Genomic DNA, 16,852 nt, shown 5'->3' with positions numbered 1-16,852 from the left:
TGCGCTCATCCTGCCGGACGCCGGACGTGGTCCTCGGACGCCGTCACACCGAACACACCCATGTGGATGGCAGCGGCTTCGACCCGGGGGTTCGTCGAGGGGTGGTTCGCGAGACCGAGCGCGGTGAACAGTCGTGACACGGCCTTCTCGACCGCGCGGAGCGACGTGCCTCGGCGGTTCGCGATCTCGGTGTTCGACCACCCGGCCGCGATGTCGGCCAGCACGTCGAGCTGGTGTGCGGTGAGCCCGGCGATGCTCGGGTCCGGCAGGGCGTTGGAGGAAGCGGCCGGGGGCGCGATCCCGCGCAGAGCCGCCTCGACCGCGTCGACGAGCTCCTTCGCGGATTCGAGCGAGGCCTTGTTGAGGTAGACGGCGCCGTCGGGGAGCGCACGATCGGAGCGGATCGTGCCGGCGTCGGGGAAGTTGCTGAGCACAACGATCGCCACGTCGGGCGCATCCGCTCTGACCAGGTGGGCGAGGTCGATGCCGTTCGGCGGCACCCCAAGATCGATGTCGGTCACCATGACGTCCGGATCGAATTCCGCTCGGGCGGCGAGAGCGGCAGGAGCCGACGCGACGGCCAGCACGGCGAAGCCGGCATGCTCGAGCGTCGACGTCACGAGGGCGCGCATCAGCGCGTGATCCTCCACCACGAGAACTCTGCGCAACCACACGTCCGACACGTCTCAAGAGTAGTGGTCGCGCGGCCCTTCCACCGGCGCGCGAACCCATGTGAGCAGGAACACCTGCGGATGAGCACCCGGATGTGAACGCCCATGACCTGCGCCCTTGGCAAACCACTCTGGTTCGCGAAGAATCGGACTCCACGGCGCTACGACCGATCCGTCGCGCCGATTCGACGAGAGGATCCCGATGACGAGACCACAGCACTTCGGTTGGTTCCTGTCGCGCGGCTTCGGTCCGCACGGCTGGGGTCACCCGTACCTCGACTGGGACTACGCCTGGCAGCGGCCCGAGCTGTACCAGCACTCCGCACGGGAGCTGGAACAGGCCGGCTTCGACCTGGTCATCATCGAGGATGCGCTGTCGCTCGGCAACCCGGAGACGCTCGATCTGCGGGTCCGCGGCGCCTACGGCGGGCCGAAGCTGGATCCGATCAGTCTCGCCCCGTACCTCTTCGCCGCGACGTCGCACATCGGTGTCGTCCCGACCGTCAATCCCGTGCAGTTCCCGCCGTACCAGGCGGCCAGGCAGTTCGCGACGCAGCAGCACCTGAGCGGCAACCGCCTCGGCCTGAACGTCGTCACCGATGTCGGCAGCGCTCGTCATTTCGGTCTCGAACCGCTCCCCCACGACGGCGCCTACGATCGCGCCGAGGAGTGGCTGACGAGCGTCGAGGACCTCTGGCACAGCTGGGGCCAGGGTTCCCTCGTCAATGACCGGTCGACCTCGCACTTCGCGGATGGCACGCACCTGGACGCCATCAAGCACCGCGGCGAGTACTACTCGTTCGACGGCCCGCTCAACGCACTGCCGTTCGGCGACTACGACGGTGCGGTCACGGGAGACCCGATCATCATCTCCCCCGGTTCGTCGCCGCGCGGTTTGGCTTTTACCGGCCGCCATTCCCAGGTCCAGCTCGCCCTCGCATCGCTCGATGTCGACAGCATCCGCACCTACCGGGAGCGCGTCCACACGGCCGCGCGGGCCCAGGGGCGCACCGAGGACGACCTGCCGCTCGCGCTCCTCGTCTTCAAGCCGGTCATCGTGTCCAGCACGGAGGAGGCTCAGCGTCTGGTCGATGCTTCGGCCAACCCGGACGAGGCGACGCTGCTGCAGGTCGCGCTCGGCTGGTCGAGCGACCTCGAAACGGATCTCACCTCGCTCGACCTCGACAAGCACATCGATCCCGCGATCTTCGGCGACCACGTGTCCCGCGGCAGCATCGCGGGTCTGCTGGGCGGCGCGGACGGGTTCGGTTCGGCGACGCTGCGGGAGCTGCTCATCCCGAAGGCGCGCCTCGGGCGCATCTCCGAGGGAGCCGGTGTGGTCGGGACGGCCGAGGAGGTCGCCGACTTCATCGAACTCGTCGGCGCGGAGGCCGACAACGACGGCTTCATCTTCTCCGGAGACCTCCACCCGGTCACCGTGCACCGGATGCTCGACGAGCTCGTGCCGATCCTGCGCCGCCGCGGGATCCTCCGCCGCGAGTACGGCACGGCCGGCCTGCGCGGCAACCTGACGGACTTCTAGCCGCGAGGGGAGGCAGATCGTCGTCCAGCGCCGCGCGCAACGACGATCTGCCTCCCCTCGTGGACTGGTTACGGGGCGCTAGCATCGTGAGATGCTCGGTCCCGCAGACGTCTGGCCACTCCACGAGGTGCGCCTCCGCACGCCCAGGTTGGAACTGCGCCCGGCGCGCGATGAGGACCTCCCGGGGCTCGCATCGGCCGCGTTGGCCGGCGTACACGACCCGGACCGCAATCCGTTCGCCGTCCCGTGGACCGCTGTGCCGCCCACGGAGCTGCCCCGCAACGTCGCGCAATTCCACTGGGGGCTCCGCGCAGCACTGACGCGCGAGTCCTGGCATGTCGAATTCGCGATCCTGCACGATGGCGTGGTGATCGGATCGCAGGGGGTGTCGGCGACGGCATTCATCGAACGTCGGACGGTGGAGACCGGATCCTGGCTGACGCGCGATGCCCAGGGCCGCGGTTTCGGGAAGGAGATGCGGGCCGCGATCCTCCTGTTCGCGTTCGACGTGCTCGGGGCGGAGGTCGCCGAGACGGCTGCAGCCGACTGGAACGAGGCGTCGATCGGGGTGTCTCGCGCGCTCGGCTACACGCAGAGCGGTCAGACGAGGGCAGCCCGTCACGCGGACAGCCCGAACACGGAGCGTTACTTCCGCCTTGAGCGCGCATCGCTCGTCCGCCCGGAGTGGACGCTCGATGTCTCGGGCGCAGCGGCGGCGCGAGCGATGCTGGTGTAGCGTCCGGGTAGATGCGAGCCGGGCGTTCGGAGCGGATGCACGGCGCGTCCGGCACCTCGTTCCACGCGCCGCGGAGCGCTACCGCGTGCGGCTGCTCTTCGGCGTCGAGGGGATCTCCGTTGGAGCGTCCGAGGACGGATCCTCGGAGGACGGCTCGACACTCGACGGCTCATCGGAATCGCGCGTGCGATCCCGGATGAAGTCCACGACGACGTCCTCGGCATCATCCGTGATGTGCACGGTGCACTGGAAGTCGGAACGGATCAACGCGCCGTTGATGTTCTCGGAGTCGACGTAGCCGGCGACCGTCCAATCCGATTCCGTTCCCTCGGCACGCGAGTACACGTCGGCGGTTGCCGGGGAGATGAGCTTGTCCACCACCGCGTATTCGCAAGCGGACTTCGCTTTTGAATCGAACCGATCCGGACGCGGAGTCGTGTCCGCGCACGAACTGAACGCAAATCCGATGGCGATGAAGATGCCGAGCAGCACAATGATCGTGAGGCAGCCGCCGAGCCATCCGGTCTGCTTCTCTCCACCACTCCCCGCGTTCGACGGATCGGACGACGTGTCGTCGATGGAGTCATCGGATGCTGCAGAACTCATGTGCGCCTTCCTCGAGCTCGGACGAGTGTATCGGTTGACCGACCGAGCACGCACATCCGGCCGACACGTCCGCCGCCCCCACCAGCGCTCACGCCGCAACTGAGCGGCGCTCGACGGTCAGCAGGCCGCCGGTTGGGATCTGCATCCTCACGAGCCCCGACCAATCGGCATCCACTTCTGAGATCAGGTCGCCTCTGGCATCGCGAACCGTCGCCCGAACCCGAAGACGGTCGGGGACGTCCAACACCACGGCCGCATCGTCGGCGTTGAGCACATGGCACGTCTCCCAAGCGCCGGAGAGATCGATCGGTACCGGCGCGAAGCGGCCGACGAGACGCGTCCCGTCGCGCTCCGCACCGACGATCGGGTACTGCAGGTCCGGACGCTGCGGACGGAAATCACCGTGCAAGATGATGTCGCGGTGCTGCCGCCAGAAGCCCAGCCAGAACGCAAGGACCGCCCGGTGCGGTTCGCTCAGGTCGGTGAGCCGCAACGAAATCTGCGGAACGCCGAACAGCGCGTTCTGCAGGTGCTGCGCAACCCGCCCGACACTGTCATCCGGCGACCACATCACCGGATCCGAGTGCACGGGGACACCTGGAGCGGTCAGCCGGAGGTCGACGATGCCGGCGCGATTCTGCGCTGGGCGCAACGGGCAGTCCCCGACCCGGATCATCGACGCTGAGCGAGTCGTGGGATACCCGATGTACGGATCGCGGTACTCGATGAGCCCGGTTCCGGCGACCTCGTCGACCATCTCGGCGATCTCCGCGAGCAAGGAGAGCGCCGCCTCCGGGATCGATGCATCCTGGCTGTCCCACCGCTCGAGGAAGTCGAGCTTGAACCCGACCGCTCCCGTCGTCGCGAGGAGCGAGCGCAGGCGTGACACGAGTGAGCTGCGCACCGTCTCATCCCGTGGATCCAGGACCGAGGTCCCCAGCGCTTCATCGGTATCGATGGTCGCCAGATCGTCCGCGTGAGCGATGGCGTCGAATCCCAGGAACGGGGTGCTGATCCACCACATCGTCTGCAGACCCGCCTGCGCGGTCTCTTCGACGAAGCGAGCCGGATCGGGGAATTTATTGCGGGACACGATCCAGTCGCCGGCAGACCGGTACCCACGTCCTCGTTCGCTGGTTTGCCACCCGTCGTCGACGATGAGCGTTCCCATGCCCAATTCCCCCGCGATTCTCACCTGGGCGAGGAGATCCTCTTGGTCCAAGTCCTGATGGGCGGCGTACCAGGTGCAGTAGACCGGTTCCTCCGCACCGAGCGCGGCGATCGCGACGGGAGGCCCCACGGACGAGATTGCCTCAGTCCAATGACGCTCGCTTGCGTCGACGCGGAGCTCTAGGCGTCCCGTTCCACGGACGGTCAGGAGCACAGCAAACTCCGCCGTTTCCTCGATGATTCCCGCCCGGACCACAACCGGCAGGTGGCCGGAATCAAGACGGAACGCCATCCGTGCGCGGTCTCCGCGGGAGATCAGCGCGCCGGACGCGACGCCACCGAACGCAGAGACCTCTCTGCGCCCACCCCAGAGCGCAGGAATGCTCATGTGTCCGAGCGCGTCAGCTGGGCTCCACCATGCGGTGCTGTCTCCGGCGGAGACCACGATCGCCAGGGCCACGGTCCCGGCGGCCATCACGGTCAACGCGACGTTCCCCCGGTCATCTCTCCTCGCGCTGACGTCGACACCCGCGCTCGCGAACACTCGCGCGTTCAGATCGAGATCGTGAGCGGTGGCGACTCGCTCCCAGTCGACGGCAGGATCTCCCGGTGTCCACAAGTGGTTGAGCGTGAATTCGTCGCTTGACATGGTGGCTGGTCCAATCTGCGGTGATCGAAGCCCGAAACATACGATGTTTACGGCGGTGAATTCATCCTACGGGAGACGATTGCCAGTGAAAACGCGCCCCTGCCTGCGTTACCTCCGAGAAAACATCGGATGAACTGGGCGGGAATGGTGACTATCGGTCCCAACCACACGAATTCTGGGAGCGAGCTCGCCTGCCGTGCGCGCACATCGCGCCCCGACCAACCGCCGGACACGACAAAGCCGCCGACCGATTGAATCGGCCGGCGGCTTGTGTGTGGAATTGGAGCCGCCCAAGGGAATCGAACCCTTGACCTTCTCATTACGAGTGAGATGCTCTGCCGACTGAGCTAGGGCGGCGTGTGCGTCAGACGAACCGTGCGCACGAGTATCTATCTTAGCGGGTGTTTTGGACCACTTCGTACAACTCGGCGAATGAGGTCTGAATTCGTTCCCCCAACGCGCCGGGAGTCGGCGCATCGGCCCAGCACCGCCAGGCATGACGAAGCGCCGCGAACGACACCATCGTCAACATCCACGCCTTGTCGAACGCCTGCTCCGGACGCTCGGCGAGCGTCGGGTCGTCGGCGAGCACACGACGCTCGACGATCCGGAACAGCGTCTCCTCGAACGTCCGCATGCTCGCGATGCGCAAACCCAGCAGGTGCGGGTGGTCCCGCAGCACGGACTTCCGCAACTGATGGATCTCAAGGTCGTCCTCCACACCGCCGGCGGTCACCGCGAGCAGATCGCCGAGACCGGCGAGCACGTCGGCATCAGGACCCGCCGACACGAAAGCGTCGACGAGTTCGTCGTCCGGCACGAACGGGATGTCGCCCATCAGGGCTTCGTCCTTCGTCCCGAAATAGTTGAAGAACGTGCGAGGCGAAATGCCTGCCACACGGCTGGCGTCCTCGACCGTGACGCTGTCCAGACCGTTGTCCAGAGCAAGGGTCAACACAGCGTGCTGGATCGCCCGTCGGGTGGCGATCCGCTTCCGTTCACGCAACCCGAGCGGCGCAGGAGCAGTCATGCCTCAATTGTCCCAGGAAACCCCTGGGTGCGAGCACACAACCCGTCGCATGCGACGCCGTGCGTCACGTGCACTTGGGGTCGGTGCTCGGAACCGTTCCGTCGACCAGGTACCGGTCCACCGCATCGTTCACGCAGGTGCTCCCCTTGTTGTACCCGGTGTGACCCTCGCCCTTGTACGTGACGAGGTGGCCGGAGTCGAGCTGCTTCGCAAGGTTCTGCGCCCACACGTACGGTGTCGCCGGGTCGTTCGTCGTGCCGACGACGAGGATCGGTGCAGCACCCTTCGCGTGGATCTCGGTCCGTTCGGTGCGGCTCTGGTACGGCCACTTCGCGCAGAAGGTGTCGCCGTAGGCCATGTACTTGCCGATGACCGGAGCGGCCTTCTCGAGTTCCGCGGCCTGCTGACGCATCAACGTGGGGTCGTCGTTGTAGCTGTAGTCGAGGCAGTTGATGGCGTTGAACGCCTCGGTCTGGTTGTCCGCGTACGTGCCGTTGGCATCGCGGCCGTTGTACTGGTCGGCGAACTGGAACGCGATGGAGGTGCCGCCGCGCATGACCTCGTCGAACATCTGGCTGAGGTACGGCCAGGCGTCGGCCTGGTAGAGCGGGTAGATGATGGCGGTGAGGAGCGTGTTCGCGCCGAGCAGTCGGCCGTCCGATGCGGGGATCGGGTTGGCGTCGACGGCCGCGAGCATCTGACCGATCCTCGTCATCGCGTCATCGACCGATCCGCTGAACGGGCAGTCCTTGCCCGTCATGCAGTCGGCGAGGTACGCGCGCAACGCGCTCTCGAAGCCCTTGGACTGGGTCTCGACGACGTCGAAGTTGCTCGTGGACGGGTCGATCGCGCCGTCGAGGACGAGGCGTCCGACGTTCTTCGGGAACAGTCCGGCGTAGGTGGCGCCGAGGAAGGTGCCGTAGGAGTAGCCGAGGTAGTAGAGCTCGTTGTCCCCCACCGCTGCGCGCAGCATGTCGAGGTCCTTCGCCGCGCTCTGCGTGTCGACGTACTCGAGCGGGGCGCCGGTCTTGGCCTTGCAGGCGTCACCGAACTCGGTGGCGGAGGTCTCGTTGGAGGCGATCCAGGCATCGGATCCGCGCTCCCCCGGCGTGATGTCGTACAGGAACGAGTCCATCTGCTTCGCGTCGTAGCAGGTGACGGGCGTCGAGCGGGCGACGCCTCTCGGGTCGAACCCGATGACGTCGAAGTTCTGCTGCAGCGTCTTGTCGACGGCGAAGTCGAGGCTGTTCGCGACGAGATCGACTCCGGACGCGCCAGGGCCGCCCGGGTTCACGAACAACGAGCCGATGGCTTTGCCCGTTGCGCGATGGCGCACGAGTGAGAGTTCGAGATCGCCGGCGGAGGGGTCGTCCCAGTTGACGGGCGCCTTCGCGGTGGTGCACTCCATTCCCTTGTCGCAGCTGGTCCAGGCGAGCTGCTGCTCGTAGTACGGCTTGAGCGCCGCATCGACATCACTCGTGCCAGGCGTGACCGACGGACCGGCACCGGACTTGGGCGGCAGGAATGCCGTGACGCACCCGCTGAGGGTCATTGCGGCGACGATGAGGCCCGCGATGAGCGCCGTGCGGCGCACAGATCGTCCCGCCTTCGGCCGTTGCGTGTGCGTCGAGGTCACTGTGCTCCCTACCGGACCGCCGACACGAGCATGGCTTCGAGCGCCAGCGCCGGTGCGACGTTCCCTTCGATTCGTTCACGGGCGACCGAGATCGCCTCCAGGGTTTCGATCGTAACGGCCGGGTCCGCCTGGCGGGCGGCCTCGTCGAGTTCCGGACGCAATTCACGGTTGATGACCGAGTGGTCGTGGCCGAGTTGGATGAGGACGATGTCGCGGTACAACGACAGCAGATCGACCAGGATGCGATCGAGGCCGTCGCGCAGGCTGCGGGTGGCGCGGCGCTTCTGATCCTCTTCCATGGTGCGCACCTGCGCGCGCATCGACGGCGGAACCGACTGCCCGGGCTCGACCCCGAGCGAACGCAGGGTGCTCTCGCGCTCCTGTTCGTCGCGCAGCGAGGTGTACGCCTTCGCGTCGGCACCGGCGATGTCGAGGAGCTTGCCGGCCGTGACGACCGCCTGCCCGGCGCTGCGGATGTTCAGGACCGCCCGCAGCGTCGCCTCACGACGGGTGCGCGCATCCGGGTCGGTGGCGAGGCGATGCGCCATGCCAACGTGGCTCTGCGCCTCGCGAGCCGCACGCTCGGCGATCAGCGGATCGACGCCGTCCCGACGTTCCAGGAGATCAGCGACGTCCTCGATGGTCGGCACGCCGAGTCGGACGGAGCGCACACGAGAGCGGATGGTGGGCAACAGATCGGCCTCGCTCGGTGCGCACAGCACCCAGATGGTGCTCGACGGCGGCTCCTCGAGCGACTTGAGCAGCAGATTGGACGTGCGCTCCGTCATACGGTCGGCGTCCTCGACGACCATGACCCGGAAGCGGCCGACGGACGGTGCACGATAGGCGTTGCGCACGAGATCGCGGACCTCGTCGATCGTGATGATGACCCGGTCGGTGCTGAGCGCGGAGAGATCGGGGTGGGTGCGCGCCTCCACCTGACGGCGGGTGGCGTCGTCCCCGTCCGGTTCACGGCTGAGCAGCGCCGCCGCGAACGCGTAGGCGAGCGTAGAACGACCGGAGCCGGGAGGGCCCGTGATGAGCCAGGCGTGCGTCAGGCCTTTGGGGTCCACCGGGTCGGACGCGGCCTGCAACAGCTCGATCGCGTCTCGTTGACCAGTCAGATCGGTCCAGGAAGCCATGCATCAACGATACCCGCGGCCACAGACGTTCCGATGCGATCGGTCCGTCGGGCTGTGCGTCCGTCCACCCGTCTCACTGCCGACAGCTGCGGGCCCCAATCCGCCCATCGCTCGGCCACCCCGCTCGCGCATAACTCCTTCGATTTGAACGTCGCCAAAAGTTCAGGCCCGGAATTCCGGGGTTCTTCGCCGGACGGCGTCCAAATTGAAGGAGTTATGCGCGATGAACGGAGGGGGCGGAGTCGAGGCGCGAGCAAAACTGCAGGCGCGGGGCGCGAGCAAGACTGCAGGCGCGAAGCGCGAGCAAGACTGCCGGTGTGAAGTGCGGGGCGCGGGCAGAGCCGCTGACGACTAGAGGAGCGGGGCGATGCGGTCGCGGATCTCTGCGGCGAGTGCCTCTGGCGTCTGGCCGGCATCGACGACGAGGAAGCGGTCCGGCTCTGCCTCCGCGAGCCCGAGGAACGCCTGACGGACGCGCAGATGGAAGTCCTGCGCCTCCGCTTCGAGCCGGTCGAATCGCTTGTTCGCACCGTCGAGGCGCCCACGAGCGGCCTCGACGTCGAGGTCGAGCAGCACCGTGACATCGGGCAGGAGCCCCTCAGCCGCCCACAGCGAGATGCCGCGGATCTCGTCCGCATCGAGGATGCGACCACTCCCCTGATACGCCACGGAGGAGTCGAGGTACCGATCCTGCAGCACGATCTCGCCGCGCGCGAGCGCTGGACGGACGACCGTCGCGATGTGGTGTGCCCGATCGGCTGCGTACAACAGCGCTTCGGCCCGCGGGCTGATGTCGCCGCGATGGTGCAACACGATCTCGCGGATCTCGACACCCAGCTCGCTGCCGCCGGGCTCACGGGTACGCACGACCGTTCGGCCCTGGGATTCGAGCCACTCGGTCAACAGCCGCGCCTGGGTCGACTTGCCGACCCCGTCGCCGCCTTCGAGGGTAATGAAGAGCCCGCTCACTCCGCTGCTGCCGCCGTCTTCGCGGCCGCCGTCTTGGCCGCAGCCGTCGTCGCGCGCTTCGGAGCGGCCTTGGCGGTCGTCGTCTTCGCGGCGGTCGTCTTGGCCGCCGTCGTCTTCGCGGCCGCGGTCTTCGCAGCGGTCGTCTTCGCAGCAGCAGCGGTCGTCTTCTTCGCAGGGGCCTTCTTGGCAGGAGCCTTCTTGGCCGCGGCCTTCGGCTTCGCCGGGCCCTTCGCACGCTTGTCCGCGAGGATCTGCACGGCGCGTTCGAAGTCGATGTCCTCGATCTGCTCGCCACGCGGAATCGTCGCGTTGGTCACGCCGTCGGTGACGTAGGCGCCGAAGCGGCCGTCCTTGATCTTGATCGGCTTGCCGCTCTCCGGGTCCGCTTCGAACTCCTTGAGCGCGCTCGATGCACGGCGTCCGCCGTACTTGGGCTGCGCGAAGAGTTCGAGGGCGGCGGGGAGCTCCACCTCGAAGATGTCGTCCTCCGAGGTGAGCGACCTGGAGTCAGTGCCCTTCTTCAGGTATGGACCGAACTTGCCGTTCTGCGCCGTGATCTCGGCGCCCGTCTCCGGGTCCTCTCCGACGACGCGCGGGAGCGCGAGCAGGCGGAGGGCCGTGTCGAGGTCGATCGTTGCGAGGTCCATCGACTTGAAGATGGAAGCGGTGCGGGGCTTGACCGCGGCTGCCTTCGTCGTCTTCTTCGCCGCCGGCTTCTTGGCCGGTTCGATGACTTCGCCGGTGGCCTGGTCGACGGTCGCCTCCGCGACGACGACGGGCTCCGCCTCTGGCTCCGGCTCGAGCTCGGTCACATAGGGGCCGAACCGACCGTCCTTCGCAACGATGCTCTTGCCGTTCTCCGGGTTGATGCCGATGACGCGGTCGTTGACCACGGGGGCGTCGATGAGCTCGTGCGCCTTCTCCGGCGTGAGTTCGTCCGGCGCGAGGTCTTGCGGCAGGTTGACCCGGCGCGGGGGCGCGACCGTGCCGTCTGCGGCTGGGACCGGGGCTTCGCCGTCGGTCACTTCGAGGTAGGGGCCATACTTGCCGATGCGCAGGGTCACGCCGTCGTCGATGACGATGGAGTTGATGCTGCGGGCGTCGATGTCGCCCAGGTTGTCGATGACCTGACGGAGGCCGCGACGGTCTTCCGTCCCGAAGTAGAAGCCCTTGAGCCAGTCCACCCGGTCGATGTCGCCGGACGCGATGCGGTCGAGGTAGTCCTCCATCTCGGCCGTGAAGTCGTACTCGACGAGCTCGTGGAAGTATTCCTCGAGCAGGCGGACGACGCTAAACGCGACCCAGCTGGGGATGAGCGCCTGACCGCGCTGCGTGACGTAGCCGCGATCGATGATCGTGGAGATGATCGACGCGAACGTGGACGGACGGCCGATGCCGAGCTCTTCGAGCCGCTTGACGAGGCTGGCCTCGGTGTACCGCGGGGGCGGCGAGGTCTCGTGACCCTTGGCTTCCGGCTCCTCGATGCGGAGCGTCTGGCCTTCCGCGAGCACGGGCAGCTTCGCGTCGGCCTTGTCGTCGGCGTTGCGGTCCTCGTCCTGGCCTTCTTCGTAGGCGGCGAGGAAGCCGCGGAAGGTGATGACGGTGCCGGAGGCGGTGAACTCGGCACGGCCGACCTCCGTGGTCGACTCGATCGTGACGGTTGCGGTGGAGCCCTTCGCATCGGCCATCTGGCTGGCGACGGTGCGCTTCCAGATGAGGTCGTAGAGCTTGAAGTCGTTGCCGCGGAGCGTCGAGGCGAGCGACGACGGCGTCCGGAAGGTGTCACCGGACGGACGGATCGCCTCGTGCGCCTCCTGGGCATTTTTGCTCTTGCCGGTGTACTGACGGGGCTTGTCGGGGACCGTCTCCGCGCCGTAGAGGTCCGCTGCCTGCTTGCGCGCTGCATCGACCGCCTGCTTGCTGAGCGACGGCGAGTCGGTACGCATATAGGTGATGTACCCGTTTTCGTACAGCGACTGGGCGACGCTCATCGTCTGCCTGGCGGAGAAGCGGAGCTTGCGAGCTGCCTCCTGCTGCAGCGTCGACGTGGTGAACGGCGCGGCCGGTCGGCGGGAGTACGGCTTGGACTCGACCGAGAGGACGTGTGCAGCCGAGGTCGTGAGCGACGTCGCGAGGGCGGTCGCCTTCTGCTCGTCGAGGATCGTGGCGGAGCCCTTGAGCGCACCGGAGTCGTCGAAGTCGCGGCCGGTTGCGATGCGGTCGCCGTCGAGGCGGACGAGGCGAGCGGAGAAGCCGTTCAGGCCGTCCTCCGGGAGGAAGCGTGCGATGACGTCCCAGTAGCTGGCGGCGCGGAAGGCGAGGCGTTCGCGTTCGCGGTCGACGACCAGGCGGGTCGCTGCGGACTGTACACGGCCGGCGCTCAGACCTGGGCCGACCTTCCGCCACAGGACGGGCGAGATCTCGTAGCCGTAGAGGCGGTCGAGGATGCGGCGGGTCTCCTGGGCGTCGACGAGGTCGGTGTCGAGTTCCCGGGTGTTGTCGGTCGCGGCGAGGATCGCTTCCTTCGTGATCTCGTGGAAGACCATACGACGGACGGGGACCTTGGGCTGCAGGACCTGCAGGAGGTGCCACGCGATGGCCTCGCCCTCGCGGTCCTCATCAGTTGCGAGGAGGAGTTCATCGGCGTTCTTGAGCGCCTTCTTGAGCTCGGCGACCGTCTTCTTCTTCGCATCGGAGACGACGTAGTAGGGCTCGAAACCGTTTTCGACGTCGACAGAGAACTTGCCGAGTGAGCCCTTCTTGAGCTCGGGCGGGAGATTCTTGGGCTCGATGAGGTCGCGGATGTGGCCGACCGAGGACAACACCTCGTATCCGTCGCCGAGATAGCCCGCGATCGACTTCATCTTGGTGGGCGACTCGACGATAACCAGTTTCTTGCCTGCCACGAGGCTCCTTCCATCAGCGACACCATACACACCTGTACGGCACGCTTGTCCAATCGTAGGGTCACGGCGATCCTGTCCAGACCCTTGCTTCTGCCGTCGTTCGGAGCACAATGTGTGTCATGAGCACTCAGGAAAGCACCTACACTGTGAAACTGACCGACGGTCCTCTGGAGGGCAAGACCATCTCCGCAGCCTTGTCCGATGGCGAGCCGACGGCCACGGTCGACGTCCCGAGCGGCGCGGCCGGCAAGATCTATCGCTATGCGAGAACCGCCGGTGTGGAGTTCGACGACTCCGGCGCGCCGAGCGCCGTCAACTACCGGTTCCTCGAGGCCGTCTTCACCACCGACGCCGCTACCTCTTAATACACTGCGACTTTCGTGGTGAATCGCTCGAAACGGTTCTGAGGGGCTCGGACGGCCGCAGCTTCGGAACGCGATGCGGGAGGACCGGCTCTCGCGGAGACGCTGACGTCTCCCCATCGGCCAGGAACAACGACCGTGACCGATGCGATGAGTCCCTGCACCTCGCATGCGGCGATCGTCGCCCGATTCCGCGTTGCGACCGCTGCGGCGACTTCGCAGGGGTAGCCGCCGATCCGACCTGATGCGGTGTCCGCAGCGGCGAGCGCTGCGGCATCCGCTGCGGCCGAAGCCTGCTGGTGGGCCACGAAAATCGATCCGACCGGGATCACCGCCACGGCGACTGCGACGACGGCGCCGAGCACACCGATCGCGAGCACCGAGCCGGAGCCGCGTTCGCCACCGAAATCGCCGAACCTGTCGAATCCGTCGAAGCCGCCGGCACCGCCGAACCTGCGTCGACTCCCGATACGCCGGCCGCCCATCATCGGCCTCCGCTCACGGCGCAGGATCTGGCCTCAACCGGGAACCACGCGCTCCCCGTCGCCGAGACGGTGACGCAGACGAAGTCTCCATCCTGCGCGCTGGACATCGCCGCGCCCGGGAGCACCCGTCCGACGCGTCCCGCGGCCGTTGCTGCATCGTCACCCCGCGCCAGGCTCCGGGCGCCGTCCGCCGCGGCATCGACGGCGCGCACCTGCAGCGATGTCGACTGCACGGCGCCGAGGCACAGTGCGAGCACCGTGAGCACGGCGGGCACGAGGACGGCGAACTCTGCCGTGACCGAGCCGGCATCCTCTCTCAGGCGCCCGCTGAGGTCGCTGGGGTCGCTGACCACGACGCATCACCCGTTCGCGGTGAGAGCTTTGCGGACGAGGTCGGTCAGGATGCCCTTGACCTCGTCTCCCTTCAGGATGACGACCAGCAATCCAGCGAAGCCGACCGCCGCCATCGTGGCGACGGCGTACTCGGCGGTGGCGGACCCGCGTTCCTCGTGAATGAGAAGGCCGACGGTCCCGCGCGCTGCCCTAACCACGCTCCGCACCTCAGCTCGACGTCGCATAGTGATTCCCCGGACATCCCCGCTGACTCCTGCAGATGACCGTTGTCCGGTCACGGATGATGCGCCCATGATCGTTCCCCTCTGACATCCGAAGATGTCGTTCGTCGGCACGAACACATCCATCCTCGCCCGCCGGCCCCCGTCAAAACGGCCCGGCCCAAATCTGTGCACATCCAGACAACTTCCGCGCCCTGTGGAATGTCGCTCACCACCCGACGGACGTGGACGCGAGGACGCTCAGCAGCAGTGGTGCGACACCGATGAACATCAGCGCCGGCAGCACACAGACGCCGAGCGGGATCATCAGACGGGTCGCCAGCACCGCGGCCGCCCGCTGTCCGTCGGTCCGCGCGTGCTCACGTGCCTGCTCGGCCTCACTGCGCAAGAGCTCGCCGGCGGGGACTCCCGCCCGACCGGCGAGGGAGAGGACGCGGTCGATCCCGTCGACATCGGCCCGGATGCCGAATCGCTCGCAGGCCTCGGCAGCCGTCGCGCGGGCACTCGTTGCAGAGCCGCCACCCGACATCGCAACGGCGACGAGATCGAGCGACAGGCCGGGCGTCGCATCCCGGCGCTTGGCCTTCGCCGTCATCGCCGCACTCCACCGCCAGCCGCCAACCATGCAGAGCGACCCCAGCCCGAGGCAGACGAGCCCGGGAACGGTCGCGACCAGGGTCCGTACGGTGTCGAACCCGAGAATCGTGCCCATGAGCACCGACACGACCGGCAGCCACATCACGAGCTTCGCGGTCGCTGCGGGCCCGGCCAACGCCGTCCCGACGTCGCGTTCGACCTGGTCGAGCGCCCGGATGGACCCCGCAAGGTCACGCAGACACACACCGAGCGGCGCACCGGTCACCGTAGCGACCTGCCAAGCGGCGGCGGCGCCCGCCCATGCTGAGCGAACCGACTCAGAGCGGATCTCGGATGTCGCGCTCACGACGGCACCCGCGACATCGCCCCCGGCACGTGCGACGCCCACAACCGACGCAAAGCCACTGGAGCCGCCACCACCTCCGTCCTCGGCCAAGTACTCCCAAGCGTTCGCCGGCGCGACTCCGGCGCCGAGCAGGACCGCCAACTGCCTTGTAAACCGGGCCACGTCGGCCGCGCCACCAGATGCGAACCGCACACCCTCACCGGCGTCCACCCCATGCTTCGCGGTCATCGCAACTCCTCGACCGACAGCCGCTCCCTGGGATCGAGTGCAAACCGTCCGACGGCGACCACCCGACGCCCCTCGCCCGTGCGTGCGAGGTGGACGACGAGCCCGATCGCACTCGTCACCTGACGCGCGACCGCTTCGAGCGACATCCCGGCGAGCGCCCCGAGCGCCTCGATCCGACTCGGGACGTCCGCGAGTGAGTTGGCATGCAGCGTTCCGGCGCCGCCGTCGTGCCCGGTGTTGAGCGCGGACAGGAGTTCACGGATCTCCGCACCACGGCACTCGCCGAGGACGAGCCGATCCGGCCGCATCCGCAACGCTTCGCGCAGCAGACGCTCCATGTCGATGCCGCCGGCGCCCTCCAGATTCCGCTGTCTGGATTGCAGACCGACGACGTGCGCATGCGCGATCCGCAACTCCGCCACGTCCTCGATGAGCACGATGCGCTCGGTCGCGTCCGCGAGGCCGAGGAGCGCCCCGAGCAGCGTCGTCTTCCCGCTGCCTCCTGCACCCGTGATCAGGATGTTCGTGCGATGCGCGACGGCGGCGCGGAGCAGCGTCGCGACCTCGGGCGGGAACATACCGACGCGTTCGAGCGCGGAGAAGGTGAGGGTCCTGGTGCTCGGCACCCTGATCGAGAGGAGGGTGCCCCTCGTCGACACGGGCGGCAGGACGACGTGTACGCGGATGCCGTCGCTCAGCCGGACGTCGACGCACGGCGTCGCCTCGTCGACATGACGACCGCCGCACGCGACCAACGCCGTCGCGAGCGAGCGGATCGTCGATTCGTCGGCTCGCCAGGCCGGTTCGTGGAGGAGACCGGCGCCGTGGTCGAGCCAGAGACCGGACTCGCCGTTGACGAACAGATCGGTGACGCCGGGGTCGGCGACGTACGGCGCGAGCGGCCCGAATGCTGCCAGCCCGCTCGGCTGCAGTACCTCCTCCGATAGCCCCTCACCGGCCAGCACCTCCCCCGCGAGCACCTCCCCCGCCAGCGCATCGACACCCGGGATCGACGCATCACCTGACGACCAGGGATCAGGTCCCGCGGCATCGGCCTGGTGACGTCTCGCGACGACGAATCGTTCGGTCGTGGCCCGAGCGTAGGTCGAGGAGCATGGCCCGGACGGCCGGGTCAAACCATCTGTGGACAACCCGGCCGACGACGCCCCTGTGGAGGAGCCCGGCTGGAGGCAGGCTACCG

Annotated in this window: 16 protein-coding genes and 1 tRNA gene; 3 read left to right on the top strand and 14 right to left on the bottom strand. The window is 67.6% G+C overall.

Annotated elements, in window-relative coordinates:
* Positions 1 to 5 precede the first annotated feature (5 nt).
* A complete protein-coding gene (locus ACL9RL_RS01725; protein ID WP_422778483.1) occupies positions 6 to 683 on the bottom strand; it encodes a response regulator in 678 nt (225 codons plus the stop codon).
* 190 nt (positions 684 to 873) lie between these two features.
* Between ACL9RL_RS01725 and ACL9RL_RS01720 the strand changes: the two genes are divergently transcribed.
* Entirely contained in the window at positions 874 to 2,214 is a 1,341-nt protein-coding gene (locus ACL9RL_RS01720) for an LLM class flavin-dependent oxidoreductase (RefSeq protein WP_422778482.1), read from the top strand.
* 91 nt (positions 2,215 to 2,305) lie between these two features.
* Positions 2,306 to 2,950: a GNAT family N-acetyltransferase gene (locus tag ACL9RL_RS01715; RefSeq protein WP_422778481.1), complete on the top strand. Its 645-nt coding sequence runs from the start codon at positions 2,306 to 2,308 to the stop codon at positions 2,948 to 2,950.
* A gap of 78 nt (positions 2,951 to 3,028) precedes the next feature.
* Here the strand turns inward: ACL9RL_RS01715 and ACL9RL_RS01710 are convergent, their stop codons facing one another.
* The 8 genes from ACL9RL_RS01710 to topA form a co-directional block, all read right to left on the bottom strand.
* Positions 3,029 to 3,556, bottom strand: coding sequence for a hypothetical protein (locus ACL9RL_RS01710; RefSeq protein WP_422778480.1), 528 nt, complete (start codon positions 3,554 to 3,556; stop codon positions 3,029 to 3,031).
* 88 nt (positions 3,557 to 3,644) lie between these two features.
* Positions 3,645 to 5,375: an alpha-galactosidase gene (locus tag ACL9RL_RS01705; protein ID WP_422778479.1), complete on the bottom strand. Its 1,731-nt coding sequence runs from the start codon at positions 5,373 to 5,375 to the stop codon at positions 3,645 to 3,647.
* A gap of 281 nt (positions 5,376 to 5,656) precedes the next feature.
* Positions 5,657 to 5,732, bottom strand: a tRNA-Thr gene (locus ACL9RL_RS01700).
* Positions 5,733 to 5,769: 37 nt separating this feature from the next.
* Positions 5,770 to 6,405, bottom strand: coding sequence for a TetR/AcrR family transcriptional regulator (locus ACL9RL_RS01695; RefSeq protein ID WP_422778478.1), 636 nt, complete (start codon positions 6,403 to 6,405; stop codon positions 5,770 to 5,772).
* Positions 6,406 to 6,469: 64 nt separating this feature from the next.
* Positions 6,470 to 7,957: an alpha/beta hydrolase gene (locus tag ACL9RL_RS01690; RefSeq protein ID WP_422778691.1), complete on the bottom strand. Its 1,488-nt coding sequence runs from the start codon at positions 7,955 to 7,957 to the stop codon at positions 6,470 to 6,472.
* Positions 7,958 to 8,049: 92 nt separating this feature from the next.
* The gene (locus tag ACL9RL_RS01685) at positions 8,050 to 9,183 is read right to left on the bottom strand and encodes a DNA polymerase III subunit delta' (RefSeq protein ID WP_422778477.1); all 1,134 of its coding nucleotides are present in this window, start codon (positions 9,181 to 9,183) and stop codon (positions 8,050 to 8,052) included.
* A 351-nt stretch (positions 9,184 to 9,534) separates the two neighbouring features.
* Positions 9,535 to 10,152 (bottom strand): dTMP kinase, encoded by a 618-nt coding sequence (tmk, locus tag ACL9RL_RS01680; protein WP_422778476.1) that lies wholly within the window; start codon positions 10,150 to 10,152, stop codon positions 9,535 to 9,537.
* Entirely contained in the window at positions 10,149 to 13,016 is a 2,868-nt protein-coding gene (gene topA / locus ACL9RL_RS01675) for a type I DNA topoisomerase (RefSeq protein WP_422778690.1), read from the bottom strand. The genes tmk and topA overlap by 4 nt, the downstream gene beginning before the upstream one ends.
* 161 nt (positions 13,017 to 13,177) lie before the next feature.
* On the opposite strand from topA, the gene ACL9RL_RS01670 reads away from it, so the two are divergent.
* On the top strand, positions 13,178 to 13,423 hold the full coding sequence (locus tag ACL9RL_RS01670) for a hypothetical protein (RefSeq protein WP_422778475.1): 246 nt from the start codon (positions 13,178 to 13,180) through the stop codon (positions 13,421 to 13,423).
* Here ACL9RL_RS01670 and ACL9RL_RS01665 read toward each other — a convergent pair.
* The 5 genes from ACL9RL_RS01665 to ACL9RL_RS01645 all read right to left on the bottom strand — a co-directional run bounded on the left by ACL9RL_RS01665 (position 13,420) and on the right by ACL9RL_RS01645 (position 16,787).
* Positions 13,420 to 13,905 carry an Rv3654c family TadE-like protein gene (locus ACL9RL_RS01665; RefSeq protein ID WP_422778474.1) on the bottom strand — a complete coding sequence of 162 codons (486 nt, stop codon included), beginning with the start codon at positions 13,903 to 13,905 and terminating at the stop codon, positions 13,420 to 13,422. The genes ACL9RL_RS01670 and ACL9RL_RS01665 overlap by 4 nt on opposite strands.
* A complete protein-coding gene (locus tag ACL9RL_RS01660; protein ID WP_422778473.1) occupies positions 13,905 to 14,258 on the bottom strand; it encodes a TadE family type IV pilus minor pilin in 354 nt (117 codons plus the stop codon). Before ACL9RL_RS01660 ends, ACL9RL_RS01665 begins: the two co-directional genes overlap by 1 nt.
* A 6-nt stretch (positions 14,259 to 14,264) precedes the next feature.
* Positions 14,265 to 14,594: a DUF4244 domain-containing protein gene (locus tag ACL9RL_RS01655; protein ID WP_422778472.1), complete on the bottom strand. Its 330-nt coding sequence runs from the start codon at positions 14,592 to 14,594 to the stop codon at positions 14,265 to 14,267.
* Between the two features lie 94 nt (positions 14,595 to 14,688).
* A complete protein-coding gene (locus ACL9RL_RS01650; RefSeq protein ID WP_422778471.1) occupies positions 14,689 to 15,651 on the bottom strand; it encodes a type II secretion system F family protein in 963 nt (320 codons plus the stop codon).
* A complete protein-coding gene (locus tag ACL9RL_RS01645; RefSeq protein WP_422778470.1) occupies positions 15,648 to 16,787 on the bottom strand; it encodes a TadA family conjugal transfer-associated ATPase in 1,140 nt (379 codons plus the stop codon). Before ACL9RL_RS01645 ends, ACL9RL_RS01650 begins: the two co-directional genes overlap by 4 nt.
* Positions 16,788 to 16,852 lie beyond the last annotated feature (65 nt).

Source organism: Plantibacter sp. Mn2098, assembly GCF_049319745.1.
GTDB lineage: Bacteria > Actinomycetota > Actinomycetes > Actinomycetales > Microbacteriaceae > Plantibacter.
This window is presented reverse-complemented; position numbering and strand designations above follow the sequence as displayed.

Bases quoted from the DNA above. Each gene is read 5' to 3' on its own strand.
- ACL9RL_RS01720 (WP_422778482.1), top strand. From the start codon at position 874: ATGACGAGACCACAGCACTTCGGTTGGTTCCTGTCGCGCGGCTTCGGT.
- ACL9RL_RS01715 (WP_422778481.1), top strand. From the start codon at position 2,306: ATGCTCGGTCCCGCAGACGTCTGGCCACTCCACGAGGTGCGCCTCCGC.
- ACL9RL_RS01710 (WP_422778480.1), bottom strand. From the start codon at position 3,556: ATGAGTTCTGCAGCATCCGATGACTCCATCGACGACACGTCGTCCGAT.
- ACL9RL_RS01705 (WP_422778479.1), bottom strand. From the start codon at position 5,375: ATGTCAAGCGACGAATTCACGCTCAACCACTTGTGGACACCGGGAGAT.
- ACL9RL_RS01695 (WP_422778478.1), bottom strand. From the start codon at position 6,405: ATGACTGCTCCTGCGCCGCTCGGGTTGCGTGAACGGAAGCGGATCGCC.
- ACL9RL_RS01690 (WP_422778691.1), bottom strand. From the start codon at position 7,957: ATGACCCTCAGCGGGTGCGTCACGGCATTCCTGCCGCCCAAGTCCGGT.
- ACL9RL_RS01685 (WP_422778477.1), bottom strand. From the start codon at position 9,183: ATGGCTTCCTGGACCGATCTGACTGGTCAACGAGACGCGATCGAGCTG.
- topA (WP_422778690.1), bottom strand. From the start codon at position 13,016: ATGAAGTCGATCGCGGGCTATCTCGGCGACGGATACGAGGTGTTGTCC.
- ACL9RL_RS01670 (WP_422778475.1), top strand. From the start codon at position 13,178: ATGAGCACTCAGGAAAGCACCTACACTGTGAAACTGACCGACGGTCCT.
- ACL9RL_RS01665 (WP_422778474.1), bottom strand. From the start codon at position 13,905: ATGGGCGGCCGGCGTATCGGGAGTCGACGCAGGTTCGGCGGTGCCGGC.
- ACL9RL_RS01650 (WP_422778471.1), bottom strand. From the start codon at position 15,651: ATGACCGCGAAGCATGGGGTGGACGCCGGTGAGGGTGTGCGGTTCGCA.